Genomic DNA, 15,080 nt, shown 5'->3' on the forward strand with positions numbered 1-15,080 from the left:
AAGGGTGACCACAATGCGAAACAAAACCGCCCACCGGTGGACGACCATTTGCCTCTCCGGTGCACTTGCGCTCAGCGTTGCCGCGCAGGCACAGGCCGCGCCGAATGATGCGGCATTAAAAGCGCTGTTCGATCAGGCCAACTACTGGCATGAAAAATCCCATGACGACCTGGCGATGGAGTCCCTGAAAAAGGTGTTGATGGTTGATGCCAATAACACCCAGGCGATGTATCTGATGGCGCTGTGGGCACAGCAAAATGGCGATTTGCAGACCGCCGCGCAGTGGCGTTCGCGGCTGGCGCAAACTGCGCCCGGCGATGGCGAATTGCAGGCGCTGGATAACGCCAGACAGATGGCGCAGGTGCCTCAAGGACAGCTTACGCTGGCGCGTCAACAGGCGCGGAGCGGTAATATTCCGGCTGCGCTGGAGACCTGGCGCAGCCTGTTTAACGGCAATACGCCGCCGCCGGGTCTGGCGCCGGAATATTACCTGACGATGGCGAGTGACAAAGCGCTCTACCCGCAGGCGCTGACGCAAATGCAGCGTATTGTGGCGCAGGATCCGCAGGACAATGCCGCGCGCGTGGCGTTGGGCAAGATGCTCACCTGGCGTGCAGAGACGCGCCGCGACGGAATTTTAATGCTCGAACCGATGGCCAGCGGCAGCAAAGATGCCGATGCCGGTTTACGTCAGGCACTGCTGTGGCTTGGGCCGCAGTCCGGCGATGAGCACTTCTACGACACCTGGCTGCAGCGCCATCCACAGGACAGCGAAGTTCAGGATTACTACCGTAAAAACATCGGTGGCGCCGCTAAAGGCGCGGGCTTTACCGCCCTGAACAGCGGCGACACCAGTACGGCGAAGCGACAGTTTGAGCAGGTGCTGCAAACCAACCCACAAGATGCTGATGCACTGGCGGGCATGGGCTATATCGCGCAGCGCAACGGTGATTATCAGGCGGCGGCACAATACCTGAACCGGGCAGCAAGTCAGGGTGGCGATGCCTCCGCCGAGCGCAAAACACAGGCGGAAGATGCGGCGTTTTATGGCCAACTGGCGCAGGCGCAACAGGCTCTGAAAGAGGGCAATGTTAGCCAGGCGTTGGCCTTATCCGCACCGTTGGCACAGCAGAGCGGCGAGCGGGGAACGGCGGCAAAACTGTTCCGCGCCGATGTGTTACGCCAGAACAAAGATTACCCGCAGGCGGAACAGGCGCTGCGCGCTATTCTGAACGACCAGCCACAGAATGCCCCGGCGCGCGAAAACCTCTATTACGTTCTGCGCGATCAAAATAAAACGGCAGAAGCCCAGAGCATACTGCGAACCTTACCGGCCAGCTTGCAAGCGAAGCTGCAACCGCGCGTGGTGACCGGTGCGCCGGGCGATCCGCTACGTCGGCAGGCGCAACAACTGGCTACCAGCGGCAATACGCCGCAGGCGATTGCGCTATTGCGTCAGGGTGTTGAGCGGTTACCGGACGATCCGTGGCTGCGTCTCGATCTGGCGCGATTATTACAACAATCCGGCCAGCAGAGTGAAGCGGCGAATGTCATGCTTCCGGCGCAAAGCAGCGGCGTGGGTGCCAGCTCCCTGTATGCTGCTGCGTTGTTCGCCAGTGAAAATGGCGGCTGGCAGCAGGCCAGCTCGTTGTTGTCGCGGATCTCGCCGGCGGGGCAAAACAGCCAGACGCGCGATCTCGCCCGCCGGGTGAACTTCAACCTGCAAATGGCGACCGCCGATCGTTATCTGGCGCAGGGCAATACTGTTGCCGCGTCGAATACCCTGAACGCGCTCGCCAGCACGCCGCCGGAAAGTCCGGCCGATGTCGGGAAACTGGCGCGTATGCTGGCGCAAACCGGCAATCTTACAACAGCGGTTTCGCTGGTGCGGGCGAATATGCAGCATGGGGTGCAGGGCAATGCCGGAGATTACGCCGATCAAATTGCCGTGTTGAATCAGGCCGGACTTAACCAGGAAGCGCAGACGTTTGTTTCCAGCCCGGAGATGCAGGCGCGCAGCACCCCGGCGCAACTGGCGGGCGTGCGTAACGGTTATGTGATTAATGAAGCCGATCGTCTGCGCGAGCAGGGCAACTACGCCGCCGCCTATGACAAACTGATTCGCGCGTTGCAAAGCGATCCGCAGAATACCGATTTGATGTTCGCCATGGGCCGTCTCTACCAGAGCGGCAAAATGAACAAAGAAGCAGGCGTGCTGTATGACTACCTGATGACGCGCGACAGCAGCGATCAGGCCGCGCGCGTCGGCGCGATTGATGTGGCGCTAGCGGAAAATAACATTGATAAAGCACAGATGCTGGCGAATGGCCTGCGCAGTAACAGTTCACCGGAACGCCTGCTGCTGCTGGCGCGGCTGGAAGAGGCGAAGGGCAACCATCAGCAGGCGATGACCTTGTTGCGTAGCGCACGTGGCAAGCTGGTGGGGCTTGAGTCAACCAACAGCGCGGCCACGCCAACAATTGGCGGCGTTTTGTTGGCTGATAACCCGTTTATGACCACCAGTAAAACCACGGCTGACACGGCTGCGCCGCAGTCGCTGTATGGGCAGACGTTACCGTGGCAGGTGGCGCAGGTCGCACGTGAACCAGGCAGTAATCTGCCGGGCACTACGCGTACCGATCTGCCAGTAGAAACGGCGCAAAGCCGTACGCTGCGTCAGGTGGATGACATGATGCAACAGATGAACGAAAAAACCGGCATGTGGCTGCAAGGCGAAGTGGATATTCGCGGTCGCGATGGGGAAACCGGCACCAGCAAGTTAACGGAAGCGAAAGCACCGCTCACCTGGTCCAGCTCGCCGTTCGGCGATGCGCGCTTTGAATTTACCGCCACGCCGGTCAGCCTCAGTTCCGGTAGCGCTTCGGGCGACGCCTGGCGTCGTTATGGTTCAAACCCACTGGCGGATGCGGCAAGCAACATTGCCACCTCCATCAACAATGCCAATAGTTCTACGGCAACGGACGGCAGCGATAAGTTTACCGATCTGGCACGTTACGCCGATGCCAGCAAACTGACGCCGTTTACCGATGAGGGTTACAACAATCTGACTTCTTTATTGGGGTCGAGCCGCCTGAAAAGCCTGAGCGCATCAAATTACAAGAAGAATTACAACGATGCGATTAACGCCTCGACCGATTCGCAAAACGCTAGCGGCGTAGAGCTGAATATGGCGCTAAGCGGCGACAGCTACAAGCTGGATATCGGCAGCACGCCGCTCGGGCAGGATCTTACCTCGCTAGTGGGCGGCGTGAAGTGGTCGCCGAAACTAACCAACTACCTGACGCTGATCTTCACTGGCGAACGCCGCGCGATCACCGATAGCCTGCTGTCATATGTCGGGCTACAGGATAAATACTCCGGTCAGCGCTGGGGGCAGGTCACCAAGAATGGTGGATCGGTACAGTTAAGTTACGATGATGGCGATGCCGGGTTTTACATCGGCGGTGGGGGTTATAGCTATCTCGGAACGGATGTTGCCAGCAACACCAGTATGAACGCTAATGCCGGGGTCTATTTACGTCCGTGGCACGACGATTTCCGCCAGTTGCAGGCCGGTTTGAGCGTGGGCTGGATGGATTTCTCGAAGAACCTCAGCTACTTCACTTACGGCCAGGGCGGTTACTTCAGCCCGCAGAACTATGTCAGCGTCTCTTTACCGGTCGATCTTTCGCAGAAAATCGATAACTGGAAGCTAAGCATTGGCGGTGCCCTGGGTTATCAGTCTTATACCCAGGATAAAAGCGACTATTTCCCGACCGAGCCTGAAGCACAGAAGATGCTCCAGCAACTGGCGGATCTGGGCTTTATTAAAGAGGCGCAGTACCAGGGCACGTCGAAAAACGGTATCGGCTACAACTTCCATGCGGGGCTGGATTACAACGTGAATAAAAATATGACGGTGGGAGGCAGAGTCGGCTACGACACCTTCGGCAATTATAACGAAAGCACCGCCGGGATTTGGCTCCGGTACATGTTGGGAGACAAATGATGACACACACTTCTGATACGCCGCTGCTCTCGTGGTTTCAGCAGCAGCAAACGGCACCAGGCTGGTTCGATCTGCTGAGCGTGATGATTGACGGTATGGTCAGCAACGTCGGCGAAGCGGAAAGTCTGCCGTTCCTGCGCCAGATGGGCGAGACGATGGCGGAACGCACGCCGCTTCCGCCGTCGGAAACCGTCGGCGAACTGGAAGCCAATATCAATGCGCAACTGGCGCTATTTAACTGGGGTTTTATCGATATTGATACCCGTGATGACGGGCTGGCATTTCGTCATCAGGGCTTGCCGGTCGCGCGGGAAGAAGCGCACCGGACCCGCTGGTGCTTTGCCTTTTGCGCCGTGCTTGAGGGACTGTATACTCGCTGGATGCAGGAGCAGGGCGGCGTGACAAGTCTCGTTTTTACTCGCGAAAGGCTCTATTCTGTGTCGGATGTTCTCTTCCGTTACGCTAACCCAAGTGAGTAAACCCATGTTGAAACGCGTCTTCGCTGCGCTGGTGGTGATGGTGAGTCTGTTGTTTACGTCATTTTCCCAGGCTTCTACGGCCTGGGATAGTTATAAAGCCCGTTTTTTAATGCCGGATGGACGCGTCGTCGATACCGGCAACAAAAACGTTTCCCATACTGAAGGCCAGGGTTATGCCATGTTGATGGCGGTGGCCAGTGATGACCGGACGGCCTTTGACAGCATATGGAACTGGACGAATAAGACCCTGAGGAATAAAGATAACGGCCTGTTTTTCTGGCGTTATAACCCGGTGGAAGCCGATCCGGTTGCCGATAAAAACGATGCGACAGATGGCGATGTTCTGCTGGCCTGGGCGCTGCTGAAAGCGGGACAGCGCTGGAATGTGCCTGCTTATACCAGTGCATCAGACGCTATCACGCAGGCTGTGCTGAAACATACCGTGGTGAGTTATGCCGGTTACCGCGTGATGCTGCCAGGCGCGAATGGCTTCAATCTCAACACCTATGTGAACCTGAATCCCGCCTATTTCATCTTCCCGGCGTGGCAGGATTTCGCGAAACGGAGCCACCAGGTGGTATGGCGCGATTTGATCACCGACGGGCAAAAACTGCTGGGAAAAATGCGGTTTGGTAAAGCGCAGCTCCCAACAGACTGGGTTTCGTTGGCGGCGGATGGCAAGCTTTCCCCGGCTACACAATGGCCACCGCGCATGAGTTATGATGCTATCCGTATTCCGCTGTATATCAGCTGGCAGGATCCGCAAAGCGCCTTGCTGACGCCGTGGCGTAACTGGTGGCAGGGCTTTAATCGCAATCAAACGCCGGCCTGGGTGAATGTGGCGACCAACGAAACAGCGCCTTATATGATGAATGATGGTCTGCTGGCGGTTCGCGATTTAACGCTGGGAGAACGACTGGCCGAGCCGCAAATCACCGCGCAGGATGATTACTACTCTGCCAGCCTGAAGATGCTGGTGTGGCTGGCGCAGCAGCGCTAACCGATTGTCCCTCTCCCATGTGGGAGAGGGACAGGACGTTACTGCGGATACGGTACCCAGTCGCCACCGTTCAGGCGCACATACGGCTTGTTTTGGTACTGCAATACAATGGCGTTGGCGTTTTCAGAAACCGGTGCCGTTTGCGGCAGATTGCTGGTGAGTTGCTGCCAGTTGACGCTGTCCTCGGTGAAGATTTTGCCATCCAGCACGCGCGTCACCAGTTCTGATACCGCCAGGAAGCTGCTTGGTTGGTTAATCTCAATCGGCACGCCCTGATGGGGCGTTTTCATGCCGACGAATTTAATTGCTGTCGGTACGTTGGTAATTGACGGGCTTGGGATATCCCGCAGACCGGAAACTTGCATTTTGTCGCCCTTCAGCGCCGCGCCGTGTTCCGGCACCATCACCACCATTACTTTACGCCCGGATTTTTCCAGCTGTGTGAAGAAGGCATCCAGCTCATCAAACAGTTTCTGCGCGCGCAGTTTGTAATCCGCCGTTTTACGATCTCCCGGATAGTGGTTCCCGTCATGCAGCGGCAGCAGGTTGTAGAAGGTCGCAGTGCGCTGCCCCTGTTTGACGTTATCCGACGCCATCCAGCGGTTCAGCACGGCGGTATCGTCATAGATCGGCGAACCATCAAAAGCGAGCAGCACAGGCGGCAGACCAGACTGATCCATCAACGGCACCTGTACGCCGCCGTTATCGCGGATCTCTTTCAGGAAGCCGCCAAACTCGCCGTTATGGTCCATCATCAACTGCTGAGTAAAACCAAGTTTCGCCAGATTATCAAATAGATAGCATTGGTTGTTGGCCTGCTGATAGAGGTTTTTATGTGATGGCTGGCCGCAGCTGGCTCGCAGCAAACGAATCGCCGCCGGACCGCTGTAAGCGGTGGCAGAGTTGAAGTGTTTAAATACGATATCGAAGTGCGACCACAGCGGGTGCGACATTAACCCTGCCGCTTCGACATCGTCCCATGAAAGGGAACAGATATTGATGACCAGCAGGTCAAACGGCTGGGCGTCGGCGGGAAGTTGCGCCGGGAAAGTGCTCTGGCGTTTCTCTTCCGAGGCGTAAAAACTGGCAAGATAAGCATTCAGGTTTTCCGAGGTCGGCGGCGCGGTTTGCGCAGGCATATCGCCCACTACCGGGGTGTCTCCTGCCGCTGCGACGGTTGCAGCCGCACCGCCGCCGGTCGTTGTGACCGTGGTGGTTGGCTGGCCGCCAGGCCATAAGTTAAATGCCGGCCCGGTCAGGGTCAGCATATTCAGCCAGATCATAATAGCGACGACAAACACGGTAACGCGGATCCACTGAGACAAAAACAGCCATGCGACCAGCAGGACAAAAACCCCGCCAATCATTTGCCAGTTGATAAAGCGGGTCACCAGATCAAGTAGATAGTCTGCGCTGAAGCCTGCAACCTCTGAGCCCTGGCTCATCATACTTTCCGGGCCGGGCAGCCAGGTGTCATGCCAGAAGAGACCAAAACCAATCGGCAGCGCGATCCAGTGGCGCAGACGATGTAACCTCACCCGTGGCAACGGCATCAGCAGGAATGCCATAAATACCAGGTTCAGCAGCGGATGAAAGTTAAGGTAACCCGCCCATAACAAACCGAATTTCAGCAGAAAATAGAAATTCCAGCCGGAGAGGCCGCGCCAGTATTGCCACAGCGGCAAAGGCGTTGCAGTGGTCGTCGATGAATTAGTCATGTTTGCGGTCTGCCTTGGCGAACAATTCCCGGCGCAATGTGCCTGCCGGTTTTATATAGCGAGGTCGGGTAAATAAGATCCGAAATGCGGACCGAATAGGGCGTATCCAGTGGCGCGTAAGGTAGCCCAGCGGAAAAAAGATCAGTGCACAGAAGATGATAAGCTGAACGATATCGCTGACTGACATCATGATGTGCGCCCCGTGGTGTCACTGAATAAGCAGTAAGGTTCCGGAATACGCCGCCAGCCAGTACCGTCATGTTCGGCATTAATGACTTTCTCCATTTTGGCAGTCTCAGGCAGCGGTTTAGGCAATTTTTCCGGTGCCAGCATCCGCATTTGCACCAGTTCTGCGGCGATCTGATTATCTTCAAACCACACCATTCGGTTTGAGAAGATGTCGGTCGTTGGCAGCGGGAAAATATGGTTCAGGGCGGTATCAAGATCGTTGACCCGGCAAAAGGATAGAAACATCACCAACCGGTTGTCGCTCATGCTGACAATATCCCCCATGCGGTTAGGGCGACAGAGGGTAAGTGCCTGCTCAATGCGAATACCCGGTGCCGGGCGCAGTGCAACCAACACCCCTTTACCATCCGGCGGCAGCAGTTGATTATTGACCATATTGCTTATCGCATCGCAGAAGACATTCCACGGCTGGTAGCCGCGTAGCTTCAGTGGCTGGGTCATGGAAAGCAGGGTGGTGATATCTTCTGGCACCAGCCGGTTGAATTGTTGTCCCTGCACGCTTTCAATCAGTGTCAGGCAGCGCGACAGCGGCGCGTTCCAGGGAACAACCATATTCGCGCCGCAGCCTAGCAACAATCGCTCATCGGTTGCGCGCAGGCTAGCCTGACTTTCACGGACGATAATTTTTAAATTGCTGCCGCGCTGGCGGCGCAGGATATGTACCTGGCGGGCTATGCTGTCGATCTGGTTGTTTCGCGCCAGGGAGAAAATCAGCGTTGCCGCCTGGCTTGAGCGGGCTTCTTCAAACAGGGCTTCGTTTGTTTTAAATAAAGACCAATGTTCGGAAAGCGGCGGCGCACCTTCCAGAACGACTACATTGCTTAATACTCTTTTTTCATCGCTGCGCGGTTGTACGGCGGTTTCTTCCTGCTTCGCTAATTGCCACTGGTCATCATGGTGATGAAGAACCAGTTGCTGCCGGGCGCTGATCCCTTTTTCATTACACCACCAGGTGACATCGTAAAGATGCATACCATTTTGATAGCGTAAACTTGCCAGACCAAACAGCGAGCGATATTCACTCATCAAAATCGAAGCTTGTTTGTCATTGTTGCTGCCAGGGTTAATAACAAGCAGAGTGCAATTCTGATATTTTGCCCACTCATGCGTTTTTTCCAACCATTGATGTATTTGGAGTGCAGGAATATTCTGCCAGGAATTATTAGCGCAGAGCAGTATAAGAAAATAATTCTCAGGCTGAATGGTGCAAAGCAAATCGCGGGTGAAAAAGTACAGGCTATTTCTCTGGTTTGGCATGGAAAAGAGACGAATTTCTTTTGGACCGCGATTTTTATCCAGTTTAAGGATGCTCCGTAGATCGAGATCCATACCGATAACCGCGACATTTGCCTCTGTATTTTGCTGTGCAATAGTTTGATTAATAAGGCTATATGCGTCATTTTCGCGATCGGTATTTAACCACCAAACGCCGCCCGTGGGCATATGACGCAATTCGTCCCATAACGACCGAATGCCAATAGAAAATATGGGGTCCACAATGTCCCTCTTGAAACAAATTTGTCTGTACCTCAGTTTACTAGCGAAAGCTAAGAAATAAACCGAACATTAAAATTAAATAACATCAGTTTTAGCGTGTAAATGTATTTTATCGGGCATGTAGCCTTGCTACAATCAGCACATGTGTTTTCTATTCCAATGGATTGAGCCACAATGCATAATGATGAGCCTAAAGCGCAAACAGGCCCAACCCAGGGTTATACATTCCAAAATGATTTTTTGGCGCTGAGCAAGGCTTTTTCACTACCCGAAATAGATTACGCCGATATTTCCCAGCGTGAACAGTTGGCTGCGGCTATTAGGCGCTGGCCGCTGCTGGCTGAATTATCCCGTCAACAATAAGGCAACTGTAGATGACCATTTTGGGGTTACAGGGGATCCGTGGCGGTGTGGGTACAACATCGATTACAGCGGCTCTGGCCTGGTCATTGCAATTATTAGGCGAGTCAGTGCTGGTTATTGATGCTTGCCCCGACAATCTTCTGCGCCTGTCATTTAATGTCGATTTTGCCAGCCGTGGCGGCTGGGCACGTGCAGTGCTTGATGGCCAGGACTGGCGTGATGCCGGTATGCGCTACACTTCGCAGCTGGATATATTGCCATTCGGTCAACTTACAGCGAGCGAGTGGGGTTCTATTCATCTGCATGACGCGTTAAACCAGCCTGATTCTCTTTTACAGGCGTTAAAAACGCAGCAACAGTATCACTGGGTGCTCATCGATCTGCCGCACGGTTTTTCGCCGTTGGCGCGGCAATTTGTCGCCGCGTGCGATCATGTTTTCACCGTTATCAAACCCGATATTAATTGCCATATTCGCCTGCATCAGCAGCCGCTACCTGCGGGGTCGCATATTCTGATTAACGACCTACGGATCGGCAGTCAGTTGCAGGACGATCTGTGGCAGGTCTGGCTACAAAGCCAGACGCGCATTTTGCCGACCACTATCCATCGTGATGAAGCGCTGGCGGAGTGTTTGGCATCGAAACAACCCTTAGGTGAATACCGTAGCGACTCGCTGGCCGCAGAAGAGATGGTGACGCTGGCGAACTGGTGCCTGCTGCATTGCGCACAACCACGCGAAGGTGGTGAGCGAGAAAGGGACCTGACATGAGCGGCCCGGCTACCTGGCTGCTGATCCCACCGGTCAGCACGCGCTTACGTGCGCGATATCAGCGCTATCGCCAGCATGGTGCATCGTGGTTCAGTGCGGCGGCTGGCTGCTTCTGGGTGATCCTGGCCTGGTTGTTTATCCCGCTTGAGCATCCCTGCTGGCAGCAGTTGCGGGCGCAGCAGCAGTACTGGTTTCCGCATATCGATCCCGACAGACCGCGTCCGCTTGATCCTGCGCGTTATCTGCTGCAAAGCCTCTGGTTGCTGGTCACATTACCATGGGGGCCGCCCAAATCGGCGCGGCGCCAGCGTTTTGCCCGTATCCGCACTTTGCGTGGGCGCTGGCATCACTGGCTTGATACCTTGCCGGAGCGCGTGGCGCATCGCACGGGGCATCTCAATCACAAAAAAGAGCCTGGTCATATCAGCCCGCACCTGCAGCGCTTTATTTTAGGTGTCATTGTGGTGTTTGCGCTAATCCTCGCCCTGTTGTGCATTACACAGCCGTTTAACCCGCTGTCGCAGTTCGTTTTCCTGCTGTTGCTATGGGGCGTTGCGCTGCTGGTGCGCCGCATTCCGGGACGTTTTTCCGTGCTGATGCTGATTGTGCTGTCGCTGACTGTCTCTTGTCGCTATATATGGTGGCGCTATACCTCCACCCTCAACTGGGACGATCCGGTCAGCCTGGTGTGTGGCCTGGTGCTGCTGTTCGCCGAAACTTACGCCTGGATAGTGCTGGTGCTGGGCTATTTCCAGGTAGTCTGGCCACTGAACCGCCAGCCAGTGCCGCTACCGAAAGATATGTCGTTGTGGCCATCGGTGGATATCTTCGTGCCGACCTATAACGAAGATCTCAACGTGGTGAAAAACACCATTTATGCGTCGCTCGGTATCGACTGGCCGAAAGACAAACTCAAGATCTGGATCCTCGATGATGGTGGCCGCGAAGAGTTTCGCCAGTTCGCCAGCATGGTGGGCGTAGAGTATATCGCCCGCACGACGCATGAGCATGCGAAAGCCGGGAACATCAATAACGCGCTGAAATATGCAAAGGCCGAGTTTGTCTCGATTTTCGATTGCGACCATGTTCCGACTCGCTCTTTCCTGCAAATGACAATGGGCTGGTTCCTGAAAGAGAAAAAGCTGGCGATGATGCAGACGCCACACCACTTTTTCTCGCCGGATCCGTTTGAACGTAACCTCGGACGCTTTCGTAAAACGCCTAACGAAGGCACGCTGTTCTATGGTCTGGTGCAGGATGGCAACGATATGTGGGATGCCACTTTCTTTTGTGGTTCCTGTGCGGTTATGCGTCGTGGGCCGCTGGATCAGATTGGTGGGATTGCGGTGGAAACCGTCACCGAAGATGCTCATACCTCGCTGCGTTTACACCGGCTGGGGAATACCTCTGCGTATATGCGTATTCCGCAGGCGGCAGGGCTGGCGACCGAAAGCCTTTCAGCGCATATTGGTCAGCGTATTCGCTGGGCGCGCGGCATGGTGCAGATTTTCCGCCTCGACAATCCGCTGCTTGGGAAAGGGCTAAAACTGCCGCAGCGGCTTTGTTACGCCAACGCCATGCTCCACTTCTTATCGGGTATCCCGCGGTTGATTTTTCTCACCGCACCGCTGGCGTTTCTGCTGTTGCATGCCTACATCATTTACGCCCCGGCGCTGATGATCGCCCTGTTCGTGCTGCCGCACATGATTCACTCCAGCCTGACAAACTCGAAGATCCAGGGGAAATATCGCCATTCTTTCTGGAGCGAGATCTACGAAACGGTGCTGGCATGGTATATCGCGCCGCCTACGTTGACGGCGCTGTTCAACCCGCACAAAGGTAAGTTTAACGTCACTGCCAAAGGCGGGCTGGTGGAAGAGGAATATGTGGACTGGGTGATCTCTCGTCCTTACATCCTTCTGGTACTGCTTAACCTGGCGGGCGTGTTAATGGGGATCTGGCGCTATTTCTACGGCCCGGAGAACGAAGTCCTCACCGTGTTCGTCAGTATTGTCTGGGTGTTCTACAACATGGTTATTCTTGGCGGCGCGGTAGCCGTATCGGTCGAAAGCAAACAGGTACGCCGCGCGCACCGTGTCGAAATCTCCATGCCAGCAGCCATTGCCCGTGAAGATGGGCACCTTTTCTCCTGTACTGTTCATGACTTCTCCGACGGCGGACTGGGCATCAAGATTAATGGCCAGGCGCAGGTGCTGGAAGGGCAGAAAGTGAATCTGTTGCTGAAGCGCGGCCAGCATGAGTATGCATTTCCGGCTATGGTAGCGCGCGTCAATGGCAACGAGGTCGGTCTGCAACTTATGTCGCTTACCACCAAACAACATATCGATTTTGTGCAGTGTACCTTTGCCCGTGCAGACACGTGGGCGCTGTGGCAGGACAGCTTCCCGGAAGATAAGCCTCTGGAAAGTCTGTTTGATATTTTGAAACTGGGTTTCCGTGGCTATCGCCATCTCGCGGAATTTGCTCCGCCGTCTGTCAAAGTGATTTTCCGCTCATTCACCGATCTGGTGGCCTGGGTGGTGTCATTTATTCCGCGTCGCCCGGCGCGGAATATGGCCGTGCAGCAACCAACGACGTGACTGGCTCAACAATGATGAAAACGCGATGAAAAGAAAACTTTCCTGGATGTGTGCTGTGGCGGTAGGGGTGAGCGCCCTGACTCCGATGATGACTTCTGCCGCGCCCTCGCTTCCGGCATCTAATCCCCCGGCTATGGAGCCGGTCGCAATGCCAGCGCCGCAGCAAGCTGAATCGCTGACGCCAACAACGCCGACCGCAGGGAATGTTGTGGGCCAGGTGGTGTCAGGCGCTAATGCACCCGTGGTGGCGACAGATTCGCCATCCCGCGACGTCAAACTTACCTTCGCGCAGATCGCACCGCCGCCGGGCAGCATGGAGCTGCGCGGCATTAACCCGGACGGTGGTGTTGAATTTGGCGTTCGTAGCGATGAAGTCGTGTCAAAAGCGGTACTTAACCTTGAGTACACGCCATCGCCCTCACTGTTGCCGGTACAATCCCAGTTAAAGGTTTATCTGAATGATGAGTTGATGGGCGTTTTGCCGGTCACCAAAGAGCAGCTCGGTAAGAAGACGCTGGCGCAGGTGCCAATCAATCCGCTATTTATTACCGATTTCAACCGCGTGCGGCTGGAGTTCGTCGGTCACTATCGTGATGTTTGTGAAAACCCGGCCAGCAGCACGCTGTGGATGGATATTGGTCGTAGCAGTTCGCTTGATATGACCTACCAAAGTCTGCCGCTGAAAAACGATCTCTCCCACTTCCCTGTGCCGTTCTTCGACCCGCGAGATAATCGAGCTTTAACTCTGCCGATGGTCTTTGCCGGTACGCCGGACATTGCGCAGCAGCAGGCTGCGGCGATCATCGCTTCCTGGTTCGGTTCCCGTGCAGGCTGGCGGGGGCAGACTTTCCCGGTCTCTTATAACAGCCTGCCGGATCGTAATGCCATTGTGTTCGCTACTAACGATAAACGCCCGGATTTCCTGCGTGATGTGCCTGCGGTGAAAGGGCCGACCATCAGCATGATCAACCATCCGGATAACCCGTATGTGAAGCTGCTGATCGTGATGGGGCGTGACGATAAAGATCTGTTGCAGGCGGCAAAAGGTATCGCTCAGGGGAACGTGCTGTTCCGTGGTGATAGCGTCATGGTGGATGAAGTTAAACCGCTGTTGGCTCGCCAGCCATATGACGCGCCGAACTGGGTGCGTACAGACCATCCGGTGACCTTCGGCGAGTTGAAAACGTATGAGGAACAGTTGCAGTCCACCGGGCTGGAGCCGTCATCCATCAACCTGTCACTGAATTTGCCGCCGGATCTCTATCTGCTGCGCAGCACTGGTATCGATATGAATCTCAACTATCGTTATACCGCGCCGTTGACCAAAGATAGCTCGCGCATGGATATCATCCTGAATAACCAGTTCCTGCAATATTTCAACCTGACCAGCAATCAGGACTCCAACCGTCTGTTGCTGCGTCTGCCGATACTGCAAGGTCTGCTGGACAGCAAAACGGATGTGTCGATTCCGGCGCTGAAACTGGGAGCGATCAACCAGTTGCGCTTCGACTTTCGGTATATGAATCCAATGCCGGGCGGCAGTATCGATAACTGCATGACGTTCCAGCAAGTACCGAACCGTGTGGTGATCGGCGACGACTCAACCATTGATTTCTCAAAATATTACCACTTTATCGCCATGCCGGATCTGCGCGCCTTTGCTAACGCAGGCTTCCCGTTTAGCCGGATGGCGGATCTGTCGCAAACCATCATTGTTACCCCGGCGCAGGCGACACCAACACAGGTTGCTACGCTGCTGGACATGCTTGGCACCATCGGCGCGCAAACCGGCTTCCCGGCCATTAATATGCAACTGACCAGTGATGCCAGCCAGTTGCAGGGCAAAGATGCCGACATCATGATCATCGGCTCGATTCCACAATCGTTGAAAAATGACGAGAAGATCGACCTGCTGGTGAATGCGACGCAAAGCTGGGTGAAAACGCCACTACGCCAGTCGCCATTCATGGCAAGTGAACCCGATGCCACCGACCGCAAAGCCGATGCGAAAACGGCAGTCAGCTCCGATGGCCCAATGGCGGCAGTGATTAGCTTCCAGTCGCCGTTCAACGATCAGCGTAGCGTTGTGGCGCTGCTGGCGGATAGCCCGCGTGGTTACGAACTGCTGAACAATGCCATGAACGACAGCGGTAAACGCGCGGCGATTTTCGGTTCAGTGACGGTGATCCGTGAATCCGGCGTTAACGGACTACGTGTAGGCGATGTCTACTATGTCGGTCACTTGCCGTGGTTTGAACGTATCTGGTATGCGCTGGCGAACCATCCGGTGCTGCTGGCTATTCTGGCCGCGGTCTCCGTTGTATTGCTGGCATGGGTACTGTGGCGCTTGTTGCGGATTATCAGTCGCCGCCGCCTTGATTCGGATCATGAGTAA

The 15,080-nt window shown here is 55.3% G+C and carries 10 protein-coding genes; 7 read left to right on the forward strand and 3 right to left on the reverse strand.

All coding sequences use genetic code 11. The annotated features are described in order from the left end of the window. The first annotated feature begins 13 nt into the window (after nucleotides 1-13). From BM427_RS19075 to BM427_RS19085, 3 genes are read left to right on the forward strand one after another with little or no spacing between them, the layout of a single operon-like run. On the forward strand, nucleotides 14-4,009 hold the full coding sequence (locus tag BM427_RS19075; RefSeq protein WP_090124246.1) for a cellulose biosynthesis protein BcsC: 3,996 nt from the start codon (nucleotides 14-16) through the stop codon (nucleotides 4,007-4,009). Next, nucleotides 4,006-4,488 carry a cellulose biosynthesis protein BcsD gene (gene bcsD / locus BM427_RS19080; RefSeq protein WP_090124249.1) on the forward strand — a complete coding sequence of 161 codons (483 nt, stop codon included), beginning with the start codon at nucleotides 4,006-4,008 and terminating at the stop codon, nucleotides 4,486-4,488. Before BM427_RS19075 ends, bcsD begins: the two co-directional genes overlap by 4 nt. Before the next feature lie 4 nt (nucleotides 4,489-4,492). Beyond that, the gene (locus tag BM427_RS19085) at nucleotides 4,493-5,488 is read left to right on the forward strand and encodes a family 8 glycosyl hydrolase (RefSeq protein ID WP_090124252.1); all 996 of its coding nucleotides are present in this window, start codon (nucleotides 4,493-4,495) and stop codon (nucleotides 5,486-5,488) included. Between the two features lie 38 nt (nucleotides 5,489-5,526). On the opposite strand, the gene bcsG is transcribed toward BM427_RS19085, so the two are convergent. The 3 genes from bcsG to bcsE are packed head-to-tail and all read right to left on the reverse strand — an operon-like array spanning nucleotide 5,527 to nucleotide 8,952. Continuing rightward, nucleotides 5,527-7,206: a cellulose biosynthesis protein BcsG gene (gene bcsG / locus BM427_RS19090; protein ID WP_090124255.1), complete on the reverse strand. Its 1,680-nt coding sequence runs from the start codon at nucleotides 7,204-7,206 to the stop codon at nucleotides 5,527-5,529. Continuing rightward, complete coding sequence (bcsF, locus tag BM427_RS19095; RefSeq protein WP_090124258.1) at nucleotides 7,199-7,396, reverse strand: cellulose biosynthesis protein BcsF; 198 nt, start codon at nucleotides 7,394-7,396, stop codon at nucleotides 7,199-7,201. Before bcsF ends, bcsG begins: the two co-directional genes overlap by 8 nt. Continuing rightward, on the reverse strand, nucleotides 7,393-8,952 hold the full coding sequence (bcsE, locus tag BM427_RS19100; protein WP_090124261.1) for a cellulose biosynthesis c-di-GMP-binding protein BcsE: 1,560 nt from the start codon (nucleotides 8,950-8,952) through the stop codon (nucleotides 7,393-7,395). Before bcsE ends, bcsF begins: the two co-directional genes overlap by 4 nt. A gap of 174 nt (nucleotides 8,953-9,126) precedes the next feature. Between bcsE and bcsR the strand changes: the two genes are divergently transcribed. From bcsR to bcsB, 4 genes are read left to right on the forward strand one after another with little or no spacing between them, the layout of a single operon-like run. Then, entirely contained in the window at nucleotides 9,127-9,315 is a 189-nt protein-coding gene (gene bcsR / locus BM427_RS19105) for a cellulose biosynthesis protein BcsR (protein WP_090124265.1), read from the forward strand. Between the two features lie 11 nt (nucleotides 9,316-9,326). After that, nucleotides 9,327-10,085, forward strand: a complete 759-nt coding sequence (bcsQ, locus tag BM427_RS19110) for a cellulose biosynthesis protein BcsQ (protein ID WP_090124268.1) — start codon at nucleotides 9,327-9,329, stop codon at nucleotides 10,083-10,085. Then, nucleotides 10,082-12,685, forward strand: a complete 2,604-nt coding sequence (gene bcsA / locus BM427_RS19115; protein ID WP_090124271.1) for a UDP-forming cellulose synthase catalytic subunit — start codon at nucleotides 10,082-10,084, stop codon at nucleotides 12,683-12,685. The genes bcsQ and bcsA overlap by 4 nt, the downstream gene beginning before the upstream one ends. Nucleotides 12,686-12,710: 25 nt before the next feature. Further along, nucleotides 12,711-15,080: a cellulose biosynthesis cyclic di-GMP-binding regulatory protein BcsB gene (bcsB, locus tag BM427_RS19120; RefSeq protein ID WP_090124274.1), complete on the forward strand. Its 2,370-nt coding sequence runs from the start codon at nucleotides 12,711-12,713 to the stop codon at nucleotides 15,078-15,080.

This window comes from Kosakonia arachidis (assembly GCF_900116535.1).
Classification (GTDB): domain Bacteria; phylum Pseudomonadota; class Gammaproteobacteria; order Enterobacterales; family Enterobacteriaceae; genus Kosakonia; species Kosakonia arachidis.

Bases quoted from the DNA above. Each gene is read 5' to 3' on its own strand.
- bcsF (WP_090124258.1), bottom strand. From the start codon at position 7,396: ATGATGTCAGTCAGCGATATCGTTCAGCTTATCATCTTCTGTGCACTG.
- bcsR (WP_090124265.1), top strand. From the start codon at position 9,127: ATGCATAATGATGAGCCTAAAGCGCAAACAGGCCCAACCCAGGGTTAT.
- bcsB (WP_090124274.1), top strand. From the start codon at position 12,711: ATGAAAAGAAAACTTTCCTGGATGTGTGCTGTGGCGGTAGGGGTGAGC.
- bcsD (WP_090124249.1), top strand. From the start codon at position 4,006: ATGATGACACACACTTCTGATACGCCGCTGCTCTCGTGGTTTCAGCAG.
- BM427_RS19075 (WP_090124246.1), top strand. From the start codon at position 14: ATGCGAAACAAAACCGCCCACCGGTGGACGACCATTTGCCTCTCCGGT.
- bcsA (WP_090124271.1), top strand. From the start codon at position 10,082: ATGAGCGGCCCGGCTACCTGGCTGCTGATCCCACCGGTCAGCACGCGC.
- BM427_RS19085 (WP_090124252.1), top strand. From the start codon at position 4,493: ATGTTGAAACGCGTCTTCGCTGCGCTGGTGGTGATGGTGAGTCTGTTG.
- bcsG (WP_090124255.1), bottom strand. From the start codon at position 7,206: ATGACTAATTCATCGACGACCACTGCAACGCCTTTGCCGCTGTGGCAA.
- bcsQ (WP_090124268.1), top strand. From the start codon at position 9,327: ATGACCATTTTGGGGTTACAGGGGATCCGTGGCGGTGTGGGTACAACA.